We start from the raw sequence: 25,688 nt of genomic DNA on the forward strand, positions 1-25,688 counted from the left end.
GAAGGGGCTTATGTCATGGTGAATAAAAAGCGGCATATGAAAGTGAAGTTATGGAGTGTAAGAACTTTAATCATACTTTTCTTTGCGATTAGTGCGATAACGTTATCACAAGGTGTTGTGTATGTACAAGACATAGTAAAAGAGCGTTTTTTCAGTAAGACTAAGACAATATCGGAAAGAAATTATGACTTTACTAGTATAGGTGAAAATTTTGATGATTCCAAAATAGATGAAGATGAATATGAAGAAGTAGAAGATACAGGTATAAGAACGAAAACGGGTAAAAAATTTCAACCTTTCGAAAGAGAAAGTCTATGGAATGACGTGCTTTCTGTTCTTTCAAATGTATGGATTACTATAGTTTTTTATGTGATAATCGCAATATCAATTATATATGCCATCTACAAGTATATTAGGAAAAAATTGACGAAAACAGAAATAGTACAGGAGAAAGAATCGATCACAAAGCAAACTGCGGTAAGAAGCATAAAGAATGAAAAAGTCATTCATCAGTTAGAACAGCCGTTACCGACAGATACGATAAGAAAAACGTTAGTTGAATGGGAAAGAACATTACCATTTCATGAACAGAGAAGGTCCTATGAAACGATGCAACAATGGTTAAAAAGAATTTGTAGAACAAGGGATATTATCTCGTTATATGAGTCTGTTCGTTATGGGGAAAAGACGTATACGGATTTAGATGTGAAAGAAATAATGAAGTGGGTAGAGGGAGATGGGAAGGTGGATACATAAATATCCACCTTTTCTTTTTTTATACGGAAATTTGATTAACATGAATTATTTTCTTATATGAAACCGTATTTAAATAGGTAAACAAAATTAACATTATTTACTTATACTTCATTACATGTTAACCTATACTTAATTTTTATAAACTATAATTAATTTTTAAGTTTTTTAAGGGTGTGAAAATGTAATGAAATCGGTATTAAAAAGCATACTTATTTCCTTTGTTTTTTCTGCAGTAGGTATGTGTTGGTTACTGTACGTATTATTCAAAGGGGACGGAGACTGGTTATTGTCTTGGATAGGTGTATTAATGGCATATTTATCTCTATATACTTTAATAGATTTATATTGTAAAAATACATACGATAAAAAAATAAATAAATGGCTTATAAAAACAGCGGTGACTAGTTTTAGTTTTTCTGTATTAGGAATCTCATTTTGTATCATACATGAGCTATTAACACCATGGAGTCTTAGTTTAATGGTGTGGTATTGGTTGCTAATGTTAGTATTATTTTTAACAACTATAATATCATTAATCAGTTTAGTATTTGTTAATCGTAAAAATCACAATTTCACCGTTGGATATAGAATGCTCATACTTCTAAATGTATTTCTTACATTGGGACCAGTATTATGGCCGCTATTACTTTCTATTATTGGAAATGGTATGAATGCTAGTGCGGGCTGGTAAAAAGGCATATAAATTAGTTGTGTAAAGAATAGGATGAAAAGTTGATATAGAATTTTAAATGTTTAAGAGAACATGTTTACATAAAAAATGAAAACATGTTCTCTTTTTATTTGCATGCATAACTCTTCCTCAGTTTACCCTATTTAAATTTAAACGTAAGTATTTCGTAAGGAATGGATAAGAAAAAAGAGAGATTTATCATATAGGATGAAAGTATAGCCTGAATCAATCCGATATTAATGGAGGAGAGAAAGCCTTATGAAAAAATGTAATTCAATTAAGTTAGCAAGTTTTGCAGTTTTATTAGCGGGTACTGCTCTATTCACACCTGGTTTTACTGTGACTGCAGAGTCAACCCAAAATATTTCTAGTTCGTCACAAGTACATGATCAAAAGAATCGTAATGGCTGGAAACAAGTAATGCAGGAAACAGTACAGCTTGGTGCTGTAGGAATATTAGCTAAGGCGTCTAATAACGGAAAAACTAATAGTTTTACTGCAGGCGTGGCGGACTTAAGTACAAAGAAACCGGTGAATTCGGATTATCGCTTTCGGATTGGTAGTGTGACGAAGACGTTTACTGCCACGACTATTCTTCAATTAGTAGGAGAAAATCGCTTACAACTTGACGATCCAATTGAAAAGTGGCTACCGGGTCTCGTGCAAGGAAATGGGTATGATGGTAATCAAATTACGATACGACAACTTTTGAATCATACGAGTGGTATCGCTGAATACTTAAAGTCAAAAGACGCGGACATAATGAATTCGAAAAAAACGTATACAGCAGAAGAAATAGTGAAAATAGGCCTTTCGCTGCCTCCAGATTTCTCGCCGGGTAAAGACTGGTTGTATTCAAACACAGGATACGTAATACTAGGAATGCTTATTGAAAAAATAACTGGAAATAGTTATGCGGAAGAAATCGAAAAGCGAATTATTGAACCTTTGGACCTATCAAATACGTTTTTACCAGGAAATTCACCCGTCATCCCAGGAAAGAATCATGCTCGTGGATATGTGAAAATGGAAGGAACAGGCGAGTTGAAAGACATTACGTATTATAATCCGAGTTTAGCTAATGCAGCTGGAGATATGATTTCTAATGCGGATGATTTAAATAAGTTCTTTTCATCTTTACTCGGTGGTAAGTTACTGAAGGAACGCGAGCTAAAAGAAATGCTTACTACAGTTCCTATAGAAGGCAAAGGGGTTGGTGACGCATACGGTCTTGGAATCTATGAGACTAAACTTCCAAACGGTGTTTCAGTTTGGGGGCATGGAGGAGGAATTCCTGGATTTACAACTTTTGCTGGGGGAGTAATTGGAGGCAAACATACATTGGCTATCAGTCTCAACTCTATAGGTGGGGTCGATATTGTTCCGCAGTTTAATAAAATGATGCAAATTGAATTTAATAAATAGATGAAAAGAAAGTGAATGGAATTTTGTTATAGTTATATTTAAAAGAGGTGCTTTTTTAAGTTCGTAACTATGGACAGTAGTTGCATTTATGATATGACATCAAGTGTATTCCAAAGTGAAAATCAATCTTAATGCTTACGACAAAATAAAAAAGGATGTCAGTTACATGACATTCTTTTTATTTTGGATAAAAGAGGTATGCATATAGTTCTGAAAATTGTTATTTTTAAAATTTTTACATATAATGAAGGATATAGGGGCACCAATTGGGGAGTTATGAATGGAAAATACTTTAGTTAGTTAAATATTACTCGTTTTAATCAAAATAATTATGAGTTGATTTGGAGTTGAATACAATGGGGAAAAATCATTATAAATGGAGTAATAAACAATTACGAGAACATGTTGAAGTACTAGATGGTAAGAGAAGCACACACATATTATTAAAGAATGCAACATATTTAAATTCTTATATGCGCGAGTGGATGACAGCGAACATTTGGATATATAATGATCGAATTGTATACGTAGGGGAGCAGCTGCCAGAGCAATTAACGGAGTGTGAAGTTGTTGATTGCGAAGGAAAGTATGTCGTACCCGGTTACATAGAACCACATGCACATCCGTATCAGTTGTATAACCCAGAGACGCTAGCGAATCATGCGATGCAGTTTGGGACAACAACTTTTATTAATGATAATTTAACTTTATTTTTCACATTAAAGCGTGAAGAAGCATTTCGTTTATTAGATGAATTCAATAAGATTCCAGCAAGTGTGTATTGGTGGTGCCGTTTTGACGGACAGACTGAATTGCAAAACGGGGAATCTTTGTTTAATAGTGAAGAAATAATAGAGTGGCTGCAGCATGAAGCGGTTCTTCAAGGCGGCGAGCTAACAGCATGGCCAAAACTATTACATGGCGATGATGAAATGTTAACTTGGGTGCAGGAAACGAAGCGATTGCAAAAGAAAGTAGAAGGACATTTTCCGGGTGCATCTGAAACGACTTTAGCGAAGTTAAAACTGTTAGGTACAGATTGTGATCATGAAGCGATGACAGGGCAGGAAGCTTTCACTCGTCTTATGCAAGGTTACACTGTTTCCTTAAGAAATTCTTCAATCCGCCCAGATTTAGAAGTTTTACTGAAAGAATTGTTGGAACTAGGCGTAAAGCAGTTTGATAGATTCTTTTTTACAACAGACGGCTCACATCCTTCGTTTTATGAGAATGGAATGACAAACGTTATGATTTCTACCGCGATAAAACAAGGAGTACCAGTAATAGATGCATACGATATGGCAAGTTATAATATTGCTCGCTATTATAATATGGAACATGTACATGGTTCGATTGCGACAGGTAGAATTGCTAATATCAATATTTTAGAAAGTAAAGAAAACCCAGTACCAATCAGTGTCCTTGCAAAGGGGAAATGGGTGAAGCGTGACGGTGTAAATACACATGAAGCATTACATATAGACTGGAGTAAACATAAAGTAACTCCATTATCATTAGATTGGTCCATAGAAAAAGAGGATATGATTTTCTCTAATAAAACGGGGATACACTTATTAAATAACGTTATTACAAAACCATACACTAGTGAAATCAATATAGACTGTGATGAATTGTCCACAGATCATGATGAATGTTTCTTTATGATGATTGCTCGTGATGGCAGTTGGCAAGTGAATATAGCTGTGAAAGGTTTTGCGAAAGAACTAGGTGGGCTTGCTAGCTCTTATTCTGGTACAGGTGACATCATTCTTATCGGAAAAAGAAAAGAAGATATGCTTACAGCTTTTCGTAGAGTAAAAGAGCTTGGCGGGGGAATGGTAATAGCTGAAAAGAATGAAGTATTACACGAAATAGCATTACCATTGCTCGGGATTATGTCTAATTTAAAAATGAGAGAATTAATACAGGAAGAGAAACAGATGGTGAAATTACTACAAGAGCGTGGCTACGCGCATGATGATCCAGCATTTACAATTTTATTCTTTTCTGCGACGCACTTGCCTTTTATACGAGTAACACCTATAGGATTATATGATGTGAAAAGTAGTAAGGTAGTTGCCCCGCCCGTGAATTTGATAAAGCAATATTAAAAGGAAAGATCCTATAAAAATTTTATTTTATAGGATCTTTCTTATTATTAGCATAAGAATATTGTAAGCCTCAAATGATATAGTATCTAAATCATTTGAGGTGATATGTAAATATGAAAAAAATATTTTACATTTTAAGCGTATTTATTCTGTGTGTATCGATACAACACGTTGTACATTCCCAATCAGATGCACCAGAATTATCTTCGGATTGTCTCGAAGAAAGAAAAGTTAGAGATGAAAAGCATGTGAAGAATATAATACAGGACATTAAATCCACATTTAATTTAAATATTGATGAACATAGTTTTTGGGAAGTAAGTAAAAGAGATCTGGAGGCTGCTCATTTGATGTATGGTGGAAAGGAAAATGATTCTTATTATAATTCGCTAACTAAAATTTATGATAGTGGTGGATTTAGCGAACAGCCCAGCTTATTTGTGAGGGCACAAGAAGCATTTTTACTTTATAAAGAAAAAGATAATATCAATGTAATGAAACGCCTAAAACTAGACGTTGAAAAAGGGGAATGGCTCGTTATAAAAACGAAAAAGAAGAAAGGGAAAAAAGTGAAATTTAAGCCGTTGCAATGTGAAAAAGATTATATGAAAAAGAGAAATGAATAACAAAATACTTATTCATGCTGTTTTTATTCAACGATATTTTGCTGTTGATTTGAAATAGAAAAAGGTAAACGAACATATTAGCTTTATGGAATATGTTTGTTTACCTTTTTTTGAGAGATTTAATAATTGGGGATTATTTACTGCCTAATGAATTTATAACATTCAATGAATTTGTTCTTCATAAACATTAGATTTTGTGTCAAATGATTTATACATTGCCGAAACACCTATGTATATTTTATTCTACAGTATTTATAAAAGAATGTTGGCTATTCATAAGAAATATGATTGGCACGGTTTTTGCTTGTATTACATGTAAGGAAGGGAGATTGTATGTAAGGAATCTGTACTCGTAATAGTATAAAACAAGCTACTATTGCATTATTAATCATAGTTGTATTTATAGGGGAACTGTAAATACATACAAATAAGTGGTTTTTTTGATTTTAAAATTCTGAATTTTCATTTAAATAACTAGGGGGCAATGGTATGGTTAAATATTCGAAAATTTCTAAGTGGATTCTTGGTGTTGGACTAGTGACAATAACGTGTAATGGTTTGCAAATTCAAGCAGAGACAAAAGAGAAAAATGTGAAGAACGTATTACAAATGGAGCCGGTAGGAATACAGAAATCTGTTGATGAATTGGCGCACCCTTCAAAAGTACAAGAAAATGAATCTTTTACAAAACGGTTAAAATTAGCGGATTTATCGCAGCGTCCACTAGCACCAACCGATAATATTAAGCCGTTAGCTGAAGAAAAAAAGTATTCGATGGCTGAGTTAAATCAATTAAATAATAAACAATTAACTGATCTTCTTGTGACAATTAAATGGTATCAAATTCCGGAATTATTTCAGTTTAATAGTGATAGTCTTAAATTCTATCAAGATGATAGCCGAATGCAAGCGATTATTAATAAACTAGCAGAACAAGGACAAGCTTATACGCAAGATGATTCAAAAGGGATTGAAACATTAGTAGAAGCTCTACGTGCAGCGTTTTATTTAGGTTTTTACCATGATGAATTAAGCAAACTAAATGAGCGTAGCTACCATGATAAATGTTTACCAGCTTTAAAAACAATTGCAAAAAATCCAAATTTCAAACTTGGTACATCAGAACAAAATAAAGTAATTGCATCATATGGAAAATTAATTGGAAATGCATCAGCAGATGTTGAAACGGTTTTATATGCAGGTGAAATTTTTAAACAATATAACGATAATCTTGCAACTTTCATTGAAGACCGAACAAAAGGAGACGCTATATATGAGTTGATGAAGGGAATTGACTTTGATATTCAGACGGATATGTACACGACTGGAAAAGAGCCAAAAGATACGATGTGGTTTCGGAATATCGATAACTTTATTAATGAAGTAAATCGTTTTGCACTACTTGGTACAGTAACAAATAAAAATGGATGGTTAATTAATAATGGAATTTATTATGCTGGCCGATTGGGCAAGCTTCATAGCACGCCGACAAAAGGACAACAAGTTGTTACAGATGCAATGCGAATTTATCCATATTTAGGAGAGCAATACTTTGTTGCGGCAGAACAAATTACTACAAATTATGGAGGAATAGATGCGAATGGAAAAACTGTAAATTTAGATCAAATTCGGGAAGAAGGTAAAAAGAAATATTTACCGAAAACGTATACGTTTGATGATGGAGCAATTGTCTTTAAAGCTGGGGATAAAGTTAGCGAAGAGAAAATTAAACGTCTATACTGGGCGGCAAAAGAGGTGCGTTCTCAATTTTATCGTACAGTTGGTAGCGATAAACCACTTGAAAGTGGACATGCTGATGATGTGTTAACGATGGTTATTTATAATAGCCCAGATGAGTATCAATTTAATCGTCAACTGTACGGATATGAAACGAATAATGGTGGGATTTATATTGAAGGGACAGGGACTTTCTTTACATATGAACGTACACCAGAGCAAAGTATTTATAGTCTGGAAGAATTGTTCCGCCATGAATTTACGCACTACTTACAGGGAAGGTACGAAGTTCAGGGATTATGGGGCCAAGGGGAAATGTATCAAAATGAACGTTTAACATGGTTTGAAGAAGGGAATGCAGAGTTCTTTGCAGGTGCAACGCGATTAGATAGTGTAGTACCGCGAAAAAGTATAATTGGTGGGTTATCTAATGATCCTGCAAAACGTTATACAGCATCACAAACATTAAATGCGAAATATGGAACGTGGGATTTTTATAATTATTCGTTTGCACTGCAATCATATATGTATAATAAGCGCCCAGAAATGTTCGATAAAGTACATGATTTAATTCGCGCAAATGATGTTTCAAGTTACGATGCATACCGTGCTACATTAAGCAAAGATAATAAGTTAAATGAAGAATATCAATCTTATATGCAAATGCTTATTGATAATCGCGATAAGTATACAATTCCACAAGTATCAGATGAGTATTTAACTCAGCATGATCCAAAATCGCTTTCGGACGTTACTTCAGATATTACGAATGAAGCGAAATTAAAAGATGTGAAAGTAACAAAGAATACATCACAATTCTTTAATACATTTACACTACAGGGGACATATACAGGAAGTGCGGCTAAAGGAGAAGTTGAGGACTGGAAAGTGATGAATGAAGCAACAAATGATATGTTGAAACGTCTTTCAGGAAAAGAGTGGACAGGATATAAAACATTGACTGCTTATTTTGTAAATTACCGTGTAAATAATGCTGGGCAATTTGAATATGATGTTGTGTTTAGCGGAGTGAATACGGAAGAAGGTACGGCTGTAGAAAAAGAACCAAATAATTCATTTGAAACAGCAAACCCACTATCTTTGAATATTTTGTTAAGAGGAACCTTGAGCGATCAAGATCAGGGGGATAAATTTGTTATTGATGTAAAGGATCAAAAAGATTTACAAATTTCTGTTACGAACGAACAAAATCTTGGACTGAACTGGGTATTATATTCTGAATCAGATTTAAATAATTATGTAGCTTATGCAACAAAACGTGATGGAAACAAATTGCTTGGAAATTATAATGCAAAGCCAGGGAAATATTACTTAAGTGTATATAAGTATGGTGGTGGAACAGGGAATTATACGGTACAAGTAAAATAGTTTACTATAGTTTGTTTTGAAAGGCTACTTATCGCATTTTTTAGCGAAATAAAGTATTTAATGTTAAACATTAAACTAATTCAACATATCCCTGTTCTAATTATAGAACAGGGATATGTTGGCTTTATATTTTCAAATTAAATAACCTCATTGGATTTTGACAAGAAAATAATTAATATAGAGTTGAATTCTCATTCGTAAAGCATGTTTTAATCTTCTTAATGCTCTTTCATTTTTGTCTCGATTTTTGTTTTCAAATCAGTGGATACTCGATTGAAATACCCCAAAACGATCTTCCTAATATCATCGGATATAACTTTCAAATCACTAGCTAAGTTTTCAGCGAGATGTTCTTTTTCTATCGGCTGTAACTTCGTATAAAATTCACCAGCCTGCGTAAAGTCATCCTGTTTCGTTATAGAAGTTCTTTCAAGTTTACCTTCAACGTACCTTCCTTCACCGGTTGTAATTTGATTAGCAGGTGTCCAATCTTGCTGCTGGTTAATCGTTAATTTGCGAAATTCGGGACCAATTCTTCTTCTTTGTGAATCACTGTAAATGTTAGCGCGCCCTTGCAGCATTTTATCATCTGATAACTCAGCGCCTTCTAGCAAATTAGAAGGAGAGAAGGCGACTTTTTCTACTTGTTCCATAAAATTTTCAGGATTTTTATTTAATACCATTTTCCCGACTGGTATGAGAGGATACGTCTGTTCATCCCATACTTTTGTGTCATCTAAAGGATCATAAGAAAGATGCGCTTCATCTTTCGTATCCATGAGCTGGACGTATAAACCATACTCCACTGGTTTACCATTTTCAATAGCATCATATAAATCTTTCCCGCTATAATCAGGATTTTCGGCAGCTAGTTTAATTGCTTCTTTACTAGTAATGTACTGTACACCTTCAAACGGGTACCAATGATACTTTACATACTTTCGATTACCTTCCGCATTTCTCCATACATATGTATTAACACTATGTCCTGGAATGTGGCGAAGACTTTTGGCCGTACCATTATTAGAGTATAAACGGACAACAAAATGAATAGATTCAGGTGCTTTAGCGACAAAACTCCAAAATCTATTAGGGTCTATTAAATTATTTTTAGGTGAAGGCAATAATGCTTGAATCGTTTCAGGGAAACGCATCGGATCGCGAACAGAAAAAACAGGAATGTGATTACATAAAAGGTCAAAAATGCCTTCTTTTGTATAAAATTTTGTAGAAAAACCGCGTACATTTCTAGCAGTATCCGGTGTTCCTTTCGTACTAACAGCTAACGAAAATCGCACCATAACAGGAACTTTTTCATTAGAATTTTGTAAAAAACTTAATTTAGTATGTTCAGACATCGAATATATCGTTTGAAAATAACCGAACGCACCAAATCCTTTTACATGAACAGGTCTTTCTAAAATTTTTTCATGAATAAATTGTTGTAATGACTCATGCAGTACACTATCTTGCTCTAGTACGGGTCCACGTGAACCAACTGTTTGAGAGTGAAATTTAGCTGGTTCAGTAAGTTCTCGATGTTTATTAAAGTCTTCTTCTAATAATTCTTTCCTATGTTTATCATATTTTTCATTCATCGATATAGCCTCCAAATTTTTTCGTCGATTGTTACTAAATATGATTTTATAGTCTCGATTATGTATGACATACAAAGTTCAAAGCAGTAACATACCGCTAGATGAAAAAAACACATATGTAGTGGACCTGTTGAAATAGAAGAAATTATGGAAAAATGAATATCGTGAAGAAAATTACTATTAAAATTTTAATCTGAAAAATGAATTTATACATGAGTTTATAGAGAATGAACAGAAATAAACAGGGAAAATAAATAGGAGGAATTTAACATGTCGGATTGGTTTCAATTAGATAAAGAATATATGATGTCTACGTATTGTCGTACGAAGGTTGCGATAGAAAGAGGAGAAGGGTGCAAGCTTTATGATGTAGATGGTAAAGAGTATGTAGACTTATTTTCTGGAGTCGGAGTGAACGTATTAGGGTATAATCATCCGAAAATTGTACAAACGACAATGGAGCAAGTTACAAAATCGTTGCATCTGCCGTTTCATTTTTTAAATCCAGTTGCGATTGAATATGCAAAGAAATTAGTGGATTGCTCATTAAAAAACGGAAAGGTCTTTTTTACAAACTCTGGTACGGAAGCGACAGAAACAACTTTGAAATTAATTGATAAATATAGAGCTAATACGAATGAAGAACGTGAAGGAATTGTAGTGCTGAAGAATAGTTTCCATGGGCGTACGTTAGGGGCACTTCATTTTACGAGACAAGAAAGTGTATATCAAAATTTCCCTAAAACATTGATTCCTGTATATGAAGTAGAGCGCGAAAATATAGACCAATTAGAGGAGACTATTATTAAAGAAAAACCAATTGCGATTATGCTAGAGCCTGTTTTAGGAAGTGGAGGAATTTATCCTTTATCAAGTGAATATTTACATGGTGTTCAATATTTATGTGAAAAATATAATGTACTTCTTGTCGTTGATGAAGTTCAAAGTGGTATGGGTAGAACGGGAAAACTATTTGCTTATCAAAATTTTAATATTACACCAGATATTATTCAAATTGGTAAAGGAGCAGGAGGCGGGATACCGCTAGGAGGAATTATTGTAGGCAAAAAGTTATGTGATGTATTTTCACCAGGAGATCACGGGACAACGTTTGCTCATTCATCAATGGGAACAGCTTTAGGTTTAACGGTATTAAATACATTACTTGATGATGGGTTAATGCAAGAAGCTTATGAAACGTCACTATATTTGAATGACAAACTGCAAGACATTCAGAAAGAAAATTCTTATTATATACAGGAAGTGCGTCATGCTGGCATGATGTTTGGAATTAGTCTGAATGATACGAATGAAAATGTGAAGAAATTACAGGTTGAGCTAATGAATAAAGGAATGTTAGTCGATGTAACACAAGGGAATATTATTCGATTACTTCCGCCGTATATTATTACGAAAGAGGAAATTGACGCATTTATGAATCAGTTTATTATTTGTTTAGATAAAGTTGCTGCTGTAGTAAGTGCTTAAAAATTAAAGCTATATTTTATATAAAGTGCACTCTAATTGTTGGGGATAGTTTACAATTGGGGTGCATTTTTTATAGTTGAATTTTGTAAAATACAGTCGTTTGTATATGATAACGGAAAAATAGAAGGAATTTCGTTATATTTGAGTGGTGAAGAAAAGGGAAAGTAAGTATAAAGATAGTAGATAAAGCAGGTGGTTTAAATAACTAATGATAGAACGTTTTGAAAATAATAGCATACGAATATATAAATAATAAGAATGAGGTGATATATTGGAAAATAATGATATTCAATTTACTTCTTTACAAATGAGAACGGATAAATATGGTTGGGCTAGTATTCAATATACAAATAAAAAGCAGGCTATCTTATATACTCAAAATAGAGGAGTAGAATGGGATGTTGTCAATCCTCTTAATTCAATTGTATTATTTGGGTATCCAATAAACGCTCGAAGCTCTTGGGCATATGGTTTAACAAAAAAGAATGACGATTTATTGCCAGCTATATTTTATACAGTTAATAGAGGAGAAAGGTGGAGTGAGTTTATTTTACCGGTTGAAGAAGATTGGGAGAAATCGACTGATGTTCAAGTACAATTGCATGCTACGAATATGGATAGTATATGGATTGTATTATCTAGAAAGCTCGCATCAAATAAATTTGAACATAATTTATACTATTTGAAAACGAAAGGGAAAGTTTGGAAAGTAATAAAAAATATAAGTATTAGTGATAGTATTTCAGGGATAACATTTATAAACGATCTAATTGGGTTTATTTCATTACAAAAACATTATGAAACATCAACGGTATTTAAAACAATAAATGGTGGGGAAAGTTGGCATCCTATAAAAGATATTCCAAGTCTTGAAGGAATTAATAATGGGACTGCTATGGCTTATAAAGCAATCTATAAAAATAACTTATTAGTAATACCAACTAAAAAGAATGATGATGTATTTTTAATGAATTACTCATTTGATAAGGGGAATTCGTGGCATATTTCAAATAAAACAATAAATACTAGTAAAGTGGCTGTTTCGTTTTTTAGTTCCTATTATGGCTGGGTTATAAATAGTGAAAATGGAAGTGTGTATCAAATAATAAAAAAAGGAGCAAAATGGATTAAAGTATCAAGTAATCCATTGTTAAAAAATGTATTTTGTTTGCATTTTTTTAATCGGCGTAAAGGTTGGGCGTGTAATAAAAAAGAAATATTTACTACAAAAGATCGCGGTATAACATGGAAAAAGGTAGTATATAAAATTAATAATATTGATAAATTTATTTAAAAAAGTCCTAAAGAAATTAGGACTTTTTTTGTTTTTTATGGTGAGAGTTGTAACAAACAATGATAAGAGAAAGGAGGTAAGTGCAGAATTATATTTTTAAAAATAGACGTTTGTTTTCACACAGTATAATTCACTTTTGAATATGTTAATAAAGTAGCAAATTCATAGGAAATGGTAATACTTAATATTTTATGTCACATGATGTGTAAAGGGGGCGTGTAATGAAATCGTTAACGGTTATTATTTTGTACAGTGAAAGAGAGCAAATATTAGAAGAGTCAATTCAATCTATATGGAAGCTAAATCCTCTTGAAATTATAATTTTAGTTCCTAACGATAGAAGTAATTTGTATGAAATAGCAAAGAAACATAAATGCCATATTGTTTTGATGGATAAATATAGTACGTATTATGATGGGGATGAAGCTTCTGTAAAGGCAGCAAAAGGAGATGTATTGTTATTTGTAGATAGTAATTTTTTATTATCTACAAATGAAATGCAGAGATTTATTGAGCCAATTGTTACAAATCAAGCCGATGTAGTTTTAAATAAAATAGATAAATTGATAGAAATAGGTAAATGTCCAAATATGGATATTGTATGGAGAAAAATGTTAAATGAAATTTTAAGTCGACCAGATTTAAAAAGCAATTCAATACTTTCGTTACCATATGCGCTTACGAAGGAAGTAGTGGAAAATATCGGCTTTAATTATATGGAAGATATCGTTCTATCTCATATGAAGATTGTGAATCAAGGGTGGCGGATTAACGATCAATATGCAATCAATACGTTATCTAAAGATGAGACTATAGAGGAAGGAGGATATTTAATAAAAAAAGAGTTATCCAAAAATGAAAAAGAGAAAGTAGAAAGATATTTACGCGGTATAGCTAAATGGATAGAGAAAAAAGGAAGAAGAGTAGGGTTTACTGATGCAGGAAAAAGAAGAGATATTGTTCAAAAACTAGGTGAATGTAAGCGATACCCTTCCTATCATCAAGGGTGGGGAATGCATTCTTCAATTTATGATGGGAAGCAACTTTCTGTCATTATACCAGTACAAAATGAAGAAGAGACTATAGAACAAGTAATACTTGAGGCGAGAAAAATAGAACCACTAGAAATCATCGTCGTTGTAAATGGTTCGACAGATCAAACGGCTAATATTGCTAAAAGACTTGGTGTTACTATTATTGAATATAACGAACGACTTGGTCATAATGTTGGACGTGCTATTGGAGCGCTTGAAGCTACAGGAGATATTCTTTTATTTATTGATGGTGATTTTAGTGTTTCAGGAAGTAATTTGCATCATTTTACAAAAGCAGTTTCAGCTGGTGTAGACATAGCATTAAATGATTTGAATCCGATGTTACACCCTCCGTTTTATGTTGTAGACGTCGTAAAATATATGCTTAATTTAGCATATAATCGTCCAGAATTAAGCAATGGCTCATTAGTAGCAATTCCACATGCTATGAGTAGATCATGTTTAGATGCAATAGGCTGGGAAAGCTTACTATGCCCTAGTCTTGCACAAGTAAAAGCAATATTACAAGGGTATAGAGTAGAATGTGTACATTACGTTGATGTTGTAAAACCGAATAGAATTCGTTTAATGGAGAATGTAAGTCACAATGGGCATCCTCCGGCAGTATTAAGAATCATTGGTGATCACGTTGAAGCTCTCTCTTACTTGATAGAACAACTTGAAATGGATGGAAAGGGTGATTAAACTGTTAGACCAGTATAAAATAATTAACATTTCATATGAACAATTATGGCAAATGGATTTTCAAATTACAGAACCATTTATACTCAAGGTTGATTGGGATAAAGTAACGTATGAATTTTTAATTCGTATTAAGCCCGATGCTTCTAACACTATTGTTTTTGGATCCGGAGCAGGTGGGTTTCAAGAACAGCCAATTGGTCCACCTATTTTTCATCGACATTCTTGGATGGATGAATTTGAAGATACTGTTATATATTATAATGACCCTACGTTATATCTTGGAAAATTATCTTTAGGTTGGGGACAGGGAGAGTTAAATAGATTTTATTTACAAGATATAGCAAATATTTTAGAAATAGTATTTGTAAAGTTAAAAGTTGATTCGAAAAATGTGTTGTTTTATGGCAGTTCTGGGGGAGGATTTATGTCTTTAATTTTAGCTGGATTCGTTAAGGGCTCCACAGCTTTCATTAATAATCCTCAAACAAATTTATTAAAATGGATACCTGTACCAATAAATCTAGTTTTCGATTTGTCTTATCCAAATTTATCAAGAGAAGAAGTTGAAGAGAAATTTGGTGAAAGAATTAATGTTGTGAAATTTTTTAATCACATTAAATATGTACCGAATATTTATTTTTTGCAAAATTTCGCGTGTGAATTTGATGTGCAAAATCATTTGCTACCATTTATTTCCGAATTAGAGCAACTTGATAAAGACACGGAAGTAAATCAAATTATAATTGACTTATATTTTGATAAAAAAGCAGGGCATGCAGCTGTAGGGAAGAGTGAAACAATTGAATATATAAAAAAAGTAAAACCTAATCAGACTGTAAAAGAAGAACAAAAAGAAGTGGACCTATCAGTTGTTATAGTTTTAGGAGAAGAAAAATCAAAATTGAATCAAATTTTAAATAAAGTGCAGCATATAAAACCACTAGAAATTATTATTGTAGCTGATGATAGAATGAGTGCGATACAATCTATACCAACATTTGTTGAAAGTAACGTTGTTGTGATTGAGGAGAAAAGTAAATGGAAAGCACCAGTTCATGGGGCAAAAGTCGCCAATGGTGATGTAGTCTTATTTTTAAATGGAGAAGATGTTATTTTTTCGGTAGAATTAGAACGATTTATAGAACCGCTACTAAAAAAGGAACAGGATGTAATTTTAAATAATATAGACTCGGTTTGTTTTGAAAAGATGAGAGTAGAATGGCCAAGCATTGCTATGGTGTATAGAAAAATAGTAAACGATGTATTGGGGCGTATGGATTTAAAATATGATTCGATGATATCTATGCCATATGCTATTACTAAAAAAGCAATTGAAGACATTGGATATGATATCTTGCAGAACCCTATTCTGTCCCAAGTAACTCTTATTGAGAAAGGGTGGCGACTACAATCCTCGTCAGCCATCACTAACACCTCCTTGAATAATATGCCTGCAAACAAAACCTCTTTCTATAAAAATGGATTAACTAAATTAGAAGTATATGAGATTAAAGAAAATATAAAAGCTTTGGAGAGTTGGTTACAACGAAAAGATGATAGAGGTAATTATACAGATGGAGGAAGAAAAAGAGACATTATAGAGCAGTTAAAAAAACAAAAGAATTATTCACGTTTCCATAAAGGATGGGGAATGAATTCCTCTATTTATAATGGAAAACAGTTATCAATTATTATACCAGCACAAAATGAAGAATCAACGATTAAAGAAGTTATTCTTGAGGCAAGAAAAATTGAACCAAAAGAAATAATTGTTGTCATTAATGGGTCAACAGATCAAACAGAAGCAATTGCTAAGCAATCAGGGGCAACAGTAATTGTTTATGAAGAAAGATTAGGGCATGATGTAGGACGGGCAATTGGTGCACAAGAAGCGACAGGAGATATACTTCTCTTTATTGATGCTGATTTTGCTATTCCAGCAAAAGATCTTCATCCGTTAACGCAAGCTGTTGCGGATGGTGTTGATATGGTTTTAAATGATTTAAATTTAAATCTTAGATTTCCTCTATATATTGTAAGTTTATATAAATATATGTTGAATATTGCTTGTAACCGTAAAGATTTAGGGGTAGGATCTACAATTGCTGTTCCCCATGCTATTAGTAGAAAATGTTTAGAGGGAATTGGCTGGGACACTCTTCACACAGCGTGTGTTGCACAAGTAAAGGCAATATTAGAAGGGTATAAAGTCGAATGTCTCCATTTTGTAGATGTAATGAAACCAAATCGTATTCGGCCACAAGAGCATTTTGCGACGATAGGACATCCACCAGCTGTATTGAGAATTACTGGGGATCATTTAGAAGGACTTTCATATTTATTGAAGAATAAGGATTTTAAAGATTTATTTTAAAAGGTAAATTTGTCTATTGAATGAGTAACTTAAACATTTCATTTATGCAACTTGACGATATTTAGTATTGCAATGAAACTAAAATCAAAAATTTTTATTATTTTTAGCTCAGGTACAAGTGAAGAGCATGTTTCACTGACTGATAGTAAATGAACAAGTAACTAAAAGGTAAAGGCTTCTTTATATATATGAAGAAGCTTTTATCTTTTTTATTTTAAGTATGGAAGGTAAAGAGTAAATAAAGTTGTAACGGTATTTTTATTTTGGGATAAATTGATATTAGATATAAGAAAGGAGGGAATATCTTGTCTTGCATCAATAAAAGTTGTTTTCATATTTCTTTAGAAACTAAAGTCAATCCAAATGGTGGGGCAGAAATATTCGTAAGGTGCAATGATGAATGTTTATCTAATTTTAATGTAATACCGTTTATTGCATGTGTTTCTATTTCAGTAAAGGATGATTTGAGTTTTTTAGTTGATTTAGATAGTTTAATAAAACGTTAATTTTCTATGCAGTTAATAATAAAATAACATCTAATTTATAAGACTTAGTAAGAGAGTTGTGTCCGAATTTAATTAACTGCATATATTGTTAAAAGAAAGGAGGGAGAGTTATGGCATGTACTACGAATAATGTTTGTTTAGATGTGTGTCTTAAAATTACAATTACCCCTGGTAGTGGAATTGATGCAGTAGTCGATTGTGGAGGCACATGTGGGACAAGTCCTACTATTGTAATTAGTCCTAGTGGATCAATTGTTATTACTTTACCATTAGTTGCATGTTTCTCAATTGCACTAAAAGATGATTTAAGTGTTGACTCTTCATTAACAAGCCTCTATTTTCAAACTTCTTAAGAAAGATACAGAAATGAAAAGCCTGCCTGCTACTTTTCTTTTGATCTAATGTAAAAATAAAAAAGATGGTTACAACCATCTTTTTTATTTTGCTATATATTTAAAATGAATTCATATATTATTTGGTGGTAAGAATATACAATTAAAAGTATTCAGTGTTTCTTTTTTGTTCAATGAGGTAAGAAATTGCTTCTATATGATCACCAATGATTTGTTGCGTTGCTAATGAAAGGTAGCCTTCCTGCGAGAAGTGTTTTTCTGGTCGAATTCGATTTATCTTGTCAACGTCGATAGAATGAACATTTTGTACATGCAATCCTGCTAAAATTGTTTTAACTTGACTTAAGGTTGGTGAAAGAAGAGAATCAAACCCAATTGTATCAATGCATTTTCGACTAAAAGCATGAGGGACAGCAGTTGTGGAGCCCATACCTAAATCTTTTCGATTACATGCTAAATTAACAACATGCTTACATGCAGTTACGATAGTATAAGGAACACGATACATGTAGTAGTGCTCTAATTTATTTAAAGCTAAATCGGTTCCATTTTGAACAGATTGTACAAATGGTAATAAATCAGAACTAGGAATTAAGAAATCACCATCAATAAATAATAATATATCACCTTTTGCAAAATATGCACCAACGGCACGTCCGGTATCAATGCCGAGTGCTTCTTTGTAAGTAATAACTGTTGCACCGCAATTCTTCGCCAATTCCTCTGTTTTATCTGTTGATCCATTAACAATAATGATGATTTCTAAAGGTTTTAATTTCTGCACCTCAAAAATGATAGATTCTATCGTTTTTTCTTCATTTTGAACAGGGATAATGATGGATAATTGTTTATTTCCATAAGTATTTGAATAAAACTTTTTACCTGTAATTATTTTGGGTATAGCTCTTTGTTCGCCGTTTTGAAGTTCTAAAATAATATCTCGCCTTCGATTATTATCAGTATAGTTTCCTCTTGAATTTTGTAATATATTTACCCAATTTTCAATTGCTTCTAGGTGATAACGAATGAGTTGTTTTGAGGGGAAGGAGGGAATTTGCGGTATAGAAATTTTAAAATGATTGCTAATGCGAAATTTATTTTTAATAATTTTCATTTGTGCCAATATCGGATTTAATAAACTTTCTGGAGTAATTGCATCAAGAATCTCTTTTGTTATTGCATAGGGAGGAAATAATAGTGAGTTAACATGTAAATCTGGACGATGAAAAAAATGATTCGTAACTTGCTGCCAAATCATTTCTATAGTTGGCTTTTGCTTTTGATAAAAAAAGTCATTTAAATTGTTTAATACTATGTCAGCTGATTCGTCTAGTAATGGTTGAAGAAATTGTGTAAGTAAGGAAGATTGGATAATGTAATTTGCATCTAAAAATAAGAGGTACTTACCCTTTGCTTTTTTTGCACCAATTACATAACAATTATTTGATTCTGTCGGTTCTTCTAGTGTGATAATTTTACAATTGTAAGATTGTGCAATATCAATGGAATCATCGATACATCCGTTAATAGTAAGGATAATTTCTAAAGGCTGTAGTTGTTCACAGGCTTTCAAAATTTCAGGTAAAACTTTTATGTTATGCTGTATACGAATAATAATAGAAATCGGATTTTTACACATAAGTAGTCTCCTTTTGAATCAGAGGTAGTTATTAATAAGGTTAGATAAAATAGGAGATATATATTTTATTATATACGTAACGACTATTTAGTTTTATCAGACTTAGAATTTTCATTACTTGAATTGGAACCTTTATTTATTCCAGACGCGAGTAAATTATTGAGAACGCTCAGGTCTAATTGCATAGGGATTGAGTTTTTGGATGTAGTTTTCTCATTTTCTTTTTTTGTAGTTAATATAGTCTTTATATTTTTTATTTCTTTATATTGTTTTAAGGTAATGAAAAATCCAGAAATAATGAAGAGAAAAGAAACAGTAGCAAGTAAAAGTATTATTTCCAACATAAAATAGCCTCCTTTAAATCTATAATAATACTATAGTTGAATGTAATAAGACAAAATTCGAGCTAATGAGTTCACTTTTTAAATATATGCAAATCTTTAGTAAAAGTTACTAATTTCTAGGTTAAAGGAAGCAATTACAGAAACGTTATAAATATAAATAAATTAAAATTTCATTTGTAGTGTAAAGGTATGTGTTATATAAGCTGAACGTCATTCTATAACAAGTTAAACAGGGTTTAATTTTATATAAAAAGAGCATTTAATTGGACAAATAATTAATTATGTGAAATAATAATAACAGATAAGGAGACGTTGCTTTTCCTTAAGTGCTTCGAATTAATTTTATTCAATAAGAGAAGGTGTGCTTAAAGAAGTTAAATTAAATAAGGAGCTGTTTTATTATATGCAACAAAATAATGATTTAAATTTTGAACCTCAAGACGTTAATATTGTTAATCCTAAACAAGCCAGGAAAGCAGTAATTGCTACTGGTATAGGGAACGCAATGGAGTGGTTTGACTTCGGATTATACGCGTATTTAGCGGTAATTTTAAGTCAATTATTCTTCTCTGGTGTTGATAATAGTGGATTGCAACTTGTACTTACATTCGGTACATTTGCAGCAGCCTTTCTCGTTCGACCAATCGGAGGTGTATTCTTTGGTAGAATAGGAGATAAGTACGGCCGAAAAATCGTGTTAAGTACTACTATTATTTTAATGGCACTTTCTACATTATTCATCGCATTACTACCAACCTATGAACAAATTGGTGTATGGGCACCAATACTACTTTTAGTTGCCCGAATGATTCAAGGCTTCTCTACAGGCGGCGAATATTCAGGAGCAATGGTTTATATCGCAGAATCTTCTCCAGATAAAAAGCGTGGTATACTCGGTAGTGGTCTTGAAATTGGAACACTCTCAGGTTACATTGCTGCATCGGTAATTGTTACCATTTTGACGTTATTGTTAACAGATGAGCAAATGCTCAGCTGGGGATGGCGTATTCCGTTCTTAATAGCTGCACCAATTGGTTTGGTCGGTTTATACTTACGCCGTCATCTAGATGAATCTCCAATCTTTGAAGAGATGGAAAAAGCACAAGAGGAATCTGAAGACAATGAACAATTTTCATTCATGGATATTATTAAATATCACAAAAAAGACTTCTTATTAAGCACAGTAATTGTCGCCTTCTTTAATATTACAAATTATATGATTCTTTCGTATATTCCTTCTTATCTAACTCAAGTACTTAAAGTCGAAGAAACAACAGGCTTATTAATTATTTCTATTACGATGGCACTTATGATTCCACTAGCACTATATTTCGGTAAATTAAGTGATAAAATTGGTAATAAACGCGTTGTGCAAATTGGTTTACTTGGTTTAACTGTATTTGCAATTCCAGCATTTTTACTAATAGGTAACGGACATATTGCAGCTATATTTGCAGGTATTTTCGTACTAGGTTTCTTCTTAAGTGTATATGAAGGAACATTACCTTCATTATTACCATCACTCTTTTTCACTGATGTACGTTATCGAGCACTTTCGATCTCATTTAATATTTCTGTATCGATATTCGGTGGAACAACACCGCTTGTATGTTCATACTTAGTTCATGCAACTGGTAACCCGCTCGCACCGGCATTTTATTTAGCAGGTGTAAGTATTATTGGATTAGTTGTATTTAGTGTACTATTCGTTACAACTTCAGGGCGTGCGCTAAAAGGTTCATATCCTACAGTAGAAACGAAAAAAGAAGCACACCAAATCGCTAAAGAAGACCCTGAAGAAACACTTTGGTGGCATGAAGAGTCATTAGAAATTGAAGCAGGGAAGAATGCTTCCATTTAAAAAGCAACGTAGAAGTACAAAAAGACTCCTATGAATATAGGAGTCTTTTTGTTACGTTATTTCTTTCATTTCTTCAAACTTTTTTGATATGCATAAAGCTTATGAATCTCTTCCTTAAATTCATGTAGAAGTACAGTGTTTGCACTATTTGAATAACGCACCGTATTATAAGTATCTATAATAATATCACTTTGAATATTTACATCTTCTTCATCGTTTATTCTTTCTAGCCAAGCCTCAACAGTTTCTCCCCGTTTTCTATTTAAAGGAGGGGTTAACTTACTCTCTAGCTTAAAAATTTCCTTCCGAATTTCGTTATGTGGCGGTTTATTTCGTTTAAAACGATTTTGGCTCATTCCTTCTTTATCAGTAATGATAGTAGATTCGAAGGCGGGCATATTTGGTAAACTTAAATGTTTTCGTTTTTTTACTATTTTCCAAACGACGTAAATAGCGATAGCTGTACAGACTATTATTGTAGTGCTATTTATGAGTATTGGATCAAAATCAGGAATTTTTTTTCCGTCTTCAATTTTTGGTTTTAAGAGATGTCCTTTATTTGCCCAAACATCTTCAGTATCTTTTAATTCCGCTGCTTTAATTAATGGCATTAAAGCATAGCCGAAGCCTAATGCGACTACTTCCGTTATAAAACTAAAAATAAGTCGAATGAAAGGAAATACTTGAACAATTAATATACTCATTAAGCCAATCGTAATGATAGAAGAAAAACGTAATAGTTGTTGTTTGCGATTTGCCCCGGTTAACCAAAATGTAATCATAAGATGCAAGGCTAACATTAATAGTTTCCACAACGGTGGAAAGGGTGCATAAAATATAGCTGAAACGACAAACCATACAATACCACCTAAAGATTTTTGAACTGGATATCCAGGTCCGACCACATGTACGATAAAGAAAAATAGTGGTAATATGATTGTGCCAAATAGAGAAAAAGGTAAAAATAAAGAGAAAAGAACGATTTGAAGAACTAAAAGTATTACAAATCCTGTTGTTTTTTTCTGCATAAATTTATGAATAAGAAATACTCCAATATAGCCTGTTGTTAAAAATATTGCAATACTAATTAGTTCATCTCTTTCTGTTAATAATGAAAGCAGAAGGAGCAGAATGAAATCATGAATGTGATATAGCCAAGTTTTCAACTGGTTCCACCATCCCTTCACTAGTAATGAGAAACGTTGGCTGCGAGAGAAGAGGGAGTTCATTTCTTTGTAAACCAATGTATATCATTGTAGACGATCGTTCTCTTTTTCTCTTTACATAATGAAGGAATCCTTGTTTCGGAAGTAACGTACTATCATCTGAAATACGGGCTAATTCTTCTAAAGCTTTTGCATATTGTGTTTGTCCTTCATTTAACGGTACATGTAATGCACCGCCTTCTGCTAATACACTAATAAACAATTCAAACGGAATGTGGTGCTTCGTTGCATACTGGAAAATGTATGTTGCATATGAAATAAGTTCTTCTACATTATCTTTCCAACCAAATCCACGATCGGCAGCTAAAGAAAGACAAATCGTCCAACTATAATTTTTTACAGGTTCATATTGCTTCGCCTGTAATTGTTGCATTTTAGCAGATGCCTTCCAATGAATAGAGCGGAAAGACTCACGCTCATATCGCTTTACACCGATAATAGATGTTTCATCATTGTAAAAAGAAAAATTCGTTCGATAAGATCCATTCAAAAGTTGCTGAAGTTCTTGCAAACCTGCTACTTCTTTAGGAGAAGGATACACAATAATTTCAGTCCTTAATTTATCAAAAACAGGTAAATGTACAGTTAATAGATGAAATGGATCTTTTAATACACATTCAAATTGTTCAATTTGAAACACACCACGCTTCGTGGCGGTTAATGTTAACCCCCATTTTTGTGCCGAATGTGCAGGTTGTGAAAATGGGAAAGAGAATAACGTTTTTGATATTTGTTCAATGCCTTGCTCTTTATGCGGTATAAGGGACGAATTTAAATGAAAGTAACAAACACCATTAACGATTGGTATGCTGGCTCCATTTTTTAAATGAATAAAAAACTGTCCAGATTCCTCAGGAAAAATCCGTGTAGTTTGTTTCTCATTTATGATTTGAAACTTCTTCTCTATGAAAGCGACATATTTATAAATAAAAATCGCAAATAAATAATAGAAGAAAAAGAGAAACATAAGCATTCGTTGCGGGAAAAAGAATGTGAAAAGTAATGCGATTGGAACGGTTAGTTGAATAATATGGAGTTGAAAAAATAAAGGCACAGTTACAACACGCTGTCCATTCATGCTTGTTCAATCTCCACAGGTACGTCAACTTCTTTTAAAATACTTTGCATAATATCATTCTTTGTCGTACGCAGGGCACCTTCCATTGATAAGACGATACGGTGATTCCAAACAGAAGGAACTAACAATTGTATATCTTCTGGTGTGCAATATTCTCTCCCGTGTAAAAAGGTTAAAGCTTGAACAGCACGTACTAAAGCTAATGTGGCACGTGGGCTTACACCGTTAGCGATATAATCATGATTTCTTGTAGCATGAGCAAGTTTAATAATGTAATGTTCTAACGGTTCCGAAACAAATATTTCTTTTACTCGTTTTTGAGCTTCTAAAATATCTTCTAATGAGATGACAGATGTGACACTTTCTAATGGTAAATCGTTCCGAAAACGTCGCATCATTTGTAACTCATCTTTAGGAGTTGGATGACCGATTGAAATCGTCATTAAAAAGCGATCAAGCTGTGCATCTGGAAGAGGGAAAGTCCCTTGTGATTCAATTGGGTTTTGCGTCGCAATAACAAAGAACGGTTTCGGAAGAGGAGTTGACTGCTTCTCCAGCGTCACTTGTCGTTCTTCCATCGCTTCTAACAAACTCGACTGCGTTCTCGGCATTGCACGGTTAATTTCATCTGCTAGCAAAATGTTTGTCATAACTGGTCCAATTCTTAATTCGAATTCGCTTGTTTTTGGGTTGAAGTATTCAATACCTGTTACATCACTTGGAAGTACATCAGGGGTAAATTGAACGCGAGAAAAACTACCACCAATACTTTTTGAAATGGTTTTCGCCAGTAACGTTTTCCCAGTACCAGGCACGTCTTCGAGTAGTACATGTCCATCAGCAAGAAGTGAAACGAGCAGTAGATCAATAACATTTTCTTTACCAACAAACACAGATCCGATGTTTTCTTTCAATTTATTTATCATATGTACCATTCCTTTCATTATAAAAGAGCTAATATTTCTATATTTTAACAAATTATTCAGAAAATTGGTATGATTTTTTAATTCAAAGAAATGGATATTTAATTATTAAATTACTCTTGCATATTTTGGAATATAATTATACAATATCGATATACGATGTATCGTGAGTCGATATATCATATATCGATGTATCGGAGGTAGTTATAATGAATGCGAAGGCGCAAAAATATATTCCGTTAACTGAGGCGACATATTACATATTATTGTCACTCGTGAAGCCGTTGCATGGCTACGGAATTATGCAAATGGTAGAAGAGATGACAAATGGGGAAGTAAAGCTCGGCCCTGGTACTTTATATGGAAATACGACGAAATTACTAAAAGAGAAGTTAATTGTTGAAGTTGCCTCTACAGACAGAAAGAAGTGCTATGAGTTAACGCCGTTTGGGAGAGAAGTGTTAGAGCTCGAGTATAACAGATTGCAGAGATCTGTAAGGAATGGAAATAGTATATTAGGGGAGTGAATG

General features: G+C 33.0%; 20 protein-coding genes. 14 read left to right on the top strand and 6 right to left on the bottom strand.

Features of this window, described 5'->3' with window-relative positions; translation table 11 throughout:
- Positions 1-15 precede the first annotated feature (15 nt).
- The 6 genes from GBN91_RS16780 (at position 16) to colA (ending at position 8,735) form a co-directional block, all read left to right on the top strand.
- Positions 16-756 carry a signal peptidase II gene (locus GBN91_RS16780; protein WP_149215653.1) on the top strand — a complete coding sequence of 247 codons (741 nt, stop codon included), beginning with the start codon at positions 16-18 and terminating at the stop codon, positions 754-756.
- A 184-nt stretch (positions 757-940) separates the two neighbouring features.
- Positions 941-1,447, top strand: coding sequence for a DUF3902 family protein (locus GBN91_RS16785; RefSeq protein WP_000843833.1), 507 nt, complete (start codon positions 941-943; stop codon positions 1,445-1,447).
- 258 nt (positions 1,448-1,705) lie between these two features.
- A complete protein-coding gene (locus GBN91_RS16790; RefSeq protein ID WP_000710628.1) occupies positions 1,706-2,872 on the top strand; it encodes a serine hydrolase domain-containing protein in 1,167 nt (388 codons plus the stop codon).
- Between the two features lie 356 nt (positions 2,873-3,228).
- Positions 3,229-4,983: an adenine deaminase gene (locus tag GBN91_RS16795; RefSeq protein WP_144596302.1), complete on the top strand. Its 1,755-nt coding sequence runs from the start codon at positions 3,229-3,231 to the stop codon at positions 4,981-4,983.
- A 113-nt stretch (positions 4,984-5,096) separates the two neighbouring features.
- Positions 5,097-5,609 (top strand): hypothetical protein, encoded by a 513-nt coding sequence (locus GBN91_RS16800; protein ID WP_000719373.1) that lies wholly within the window; start codon positions 5,097-5,099, stop codon positions 5,607-5,609.
- Positions 5,610-6,098: 489 nt separating this feature from the next.
- Positions 6,099-8,735: a collagenase ColA gene (gene colA, locus GBN91_RS16805; RefSeq protein ID WP_149149735.1), complete on the top strand. Its 2,637-nt coding sequence runs from the start codon at positions 6,099-6,101 to the stop codon at positions 8,733-8,735.
- 218 nt (positions 8,736-8,953) lie between these two features.
- On the opposite strand, the gene GBN91_RS16810 is transcribed toward colA, so the two are convergent.
- Positions 8,954-10,333 carry a catalase gene (locus tag GBN91_RS16810; RefSeq protein WP_152121822.1) on the bottom strand — a complete coding sequence of 460 codons (1,380 nt, stop codon included), beginning with the start codon at positions 10,331-10,333 and terminating at the stop codon, positions 8,954-8,956.
- Between the two features lie 270 nt (positions 10,334-10,603).
- Between GBN91_RS16810 and GBN91_RS16815 the strand changes: the two genes are divergently transcribed.
- The 6 genes from GBN91_RS16815 (at position 10,604) to GBN91_RS16840 (ending at position 18,087) form a co-directional block, all read left to right on the top strand.
- Positions 10,604-11,821 (top strand): aspartate aminotransferase family protein, encoded by a 1,218-nt coding sequence (locus tag GBN91_RS16815; RefSeq protein WP_152121824.1) that lies wholly within the window; start codon positions 10,604-10,606, stop codon positions 11,819-11,821.
- Between the two features lie 271 nt (positions 11,822-12,092).
- Entirely contained in the window at positions 12,093-13,115 is a 1,023-nt protein-coding gene (locus tag GBN91_RS16820) for a hypothetical protein (protein ID WP_000429609.1), read from the top strand.
- A 221-nt stretch (positions 13,116-13,336) separates the two neighbouring features.
- Positions 13,337-14,854 carry a glycosyltransferase gene (locus tag GBN91_RS16825; RefSeq protein ID WP_152121826.1) on the top strand — a complete coding sequence of 506 codons (1,518 nt, stop codon included), beginning with the start codon at positions 13,337-13,339 and terminating at the stop codon, positions 14,852-14,854.
- Positions 14,855-14,906: 52 nt separating this feature from the next.
- The gene (locus GBN91_RS16830) at positions 14,907-17,228 is read left to right on the top strand and encodes a glycosyltransferase (RefSeq protein WP_152121961.1); all 2,322 of its coding nucleotides are present in this window, start codon (positions 14,907-14,909) and stop codon (positions 17,226-17,228) included.
- Between the two features lie 305 nt (positions 17,229-17,533).
- Positions 17,534-17,734, top strand: a complete 201-nt coding sequence (locus GBN91_RS16835) for a hypothetical protein (protein WP_001277646.1) — start codon at positions 17,534-17,536, stop codon at positions 17,732-17,734.
- Positions 17,735-17,844: 110 nt separating this feature from the next.
- On the top strand, positions 17,845-18,087 hold the full coding sequence (locus GBN91_RS16840) for a hypothetical protein (RefSeq protein WP_000752474.1): 243 nt from the start codon (positions 17,845-17,847) through the stop codon (positions 18,085-18,087).
- A gap of 142 nt (positions 18,088-18,229) precedes the next feature.
- On the opposite strand, the gene GBN91_RS16845 is transcribed toward GBN91_RS16840, so the two are convergent.
- Both GBN91_RS16845 and GBN91_RS16850 read right to left on the bottom strand, forming a co-directional pair.
- The gene (locus GBN91_RS16845; protein ID WP_000335245.1) at positions 18,230-19,726 is read right to left on the bottom strand and encodes a glycosyltransferase family 2 protein; all 1,497 of its coding nucleotides are present in this window, start codon (positions 19,724-19,726) and stop codon (positions 18,230-18,232) included.
- A gap of 83 nt (positions 19,727-19,809) precedes the next feature.
- The gene (locus GBN91_RS16850) at positions 19,810-20,070 is read right to left on the bottom strand and encodes a hypothetical protein (protein WP_000889743.1); all 261 of its coding nucleotides are present in this window, start codon (positions 20,068-20,070) and stop codon (positions 19,810-19,812) included.
- 403 nt (positions 20,071-20,473) lie between these two features.
- On the opposite strand from GBN91_RS16850, the gene GBN91_RS16855 reads away from it, so the two are divergent.
- A complete protein-coding gene (locus GBN91_RS16855) occupies positions 20,474-21,931 on the top strand; it encodes an MFS transporter (RefSeq protein WP_001186926.1) in 1,458 nt (485 codons plus the stop codon).
- A 65-nt stretch (positions 21,932-21,996) separates the two neighbouring features.
- Here GBN91_RS16855 and GBN91_RS16860 read toward each other — a convergent pair whose 3' ends face one another.
- The 3 genes from GBN91_RS16860 to GBN91_RS16870 are packed head-to-tail and all read right to left on the bottom strand — an operon-like array spanning position 21,997 to position 25,161.
- A complete protein-coding gene (locus tag GBN91_RS16860) occupies positions 21,997-23,097 on the bottom strand; it encodes a DUF4018 domain-containing protein (protein WP_102956853.1) in 1,101 nt (366 codons plus the stop codon).
- Positions 23,069-24,235, bottom strand: coding sequence for a DUF58 domain-containing protein (locus GBN91_RS16865; protein WP_001014398.1), 1,167 nt, complete (start codon positions 24,233-24,235; stop codon positions 23,069-23,071). The genes GBN91_RS16860 and GBN91_RS16865 overlap by 29 nt, the downstream gene beginning before the upstream one ends.
- Positions 24,232-25,161: an AAA family ATPase gene (locus tag GBN91_RS16870; protein WP_152121828.1), complete on the bottom strand. Its 930-nt coding sequence runs from the start codon at positions 25,159-25,161 to the stop codon at positions 24,232-24,234. Before GBN91_RS16870 ends, GBN91_RS16865 begins: the two co-directional genes overlap by 4 nt.
- A 206-nt stretch (positions 25,162-25,367) precedes the next feature.
- Between GBN91_RS16870 and GBN91_RS16880 the strand changes: the two genes are divergently transcribed.
- Entirely contained in the window at positions 25,368-25,685 is a 318-nt protein-coding gene (locus tag GBN91_RS16880) for a PadR family transcriptional regulator (RefSeq protein WP_000991882.1), read from the top strand.
- The last annotated feature ends 3 nt before the right edge of the window (positions 25,686-25,688 follow it).

Source organism: Bacillus sp. B1-WWTP-T-0.5-Post-4, from assembly GCF_009183795.1.
Lineage (GTDB): Bacteria > Bacillota > Bacilli > Bacillales > Bacillaceae_G > Bacillus_A > Bacillus_A cereus.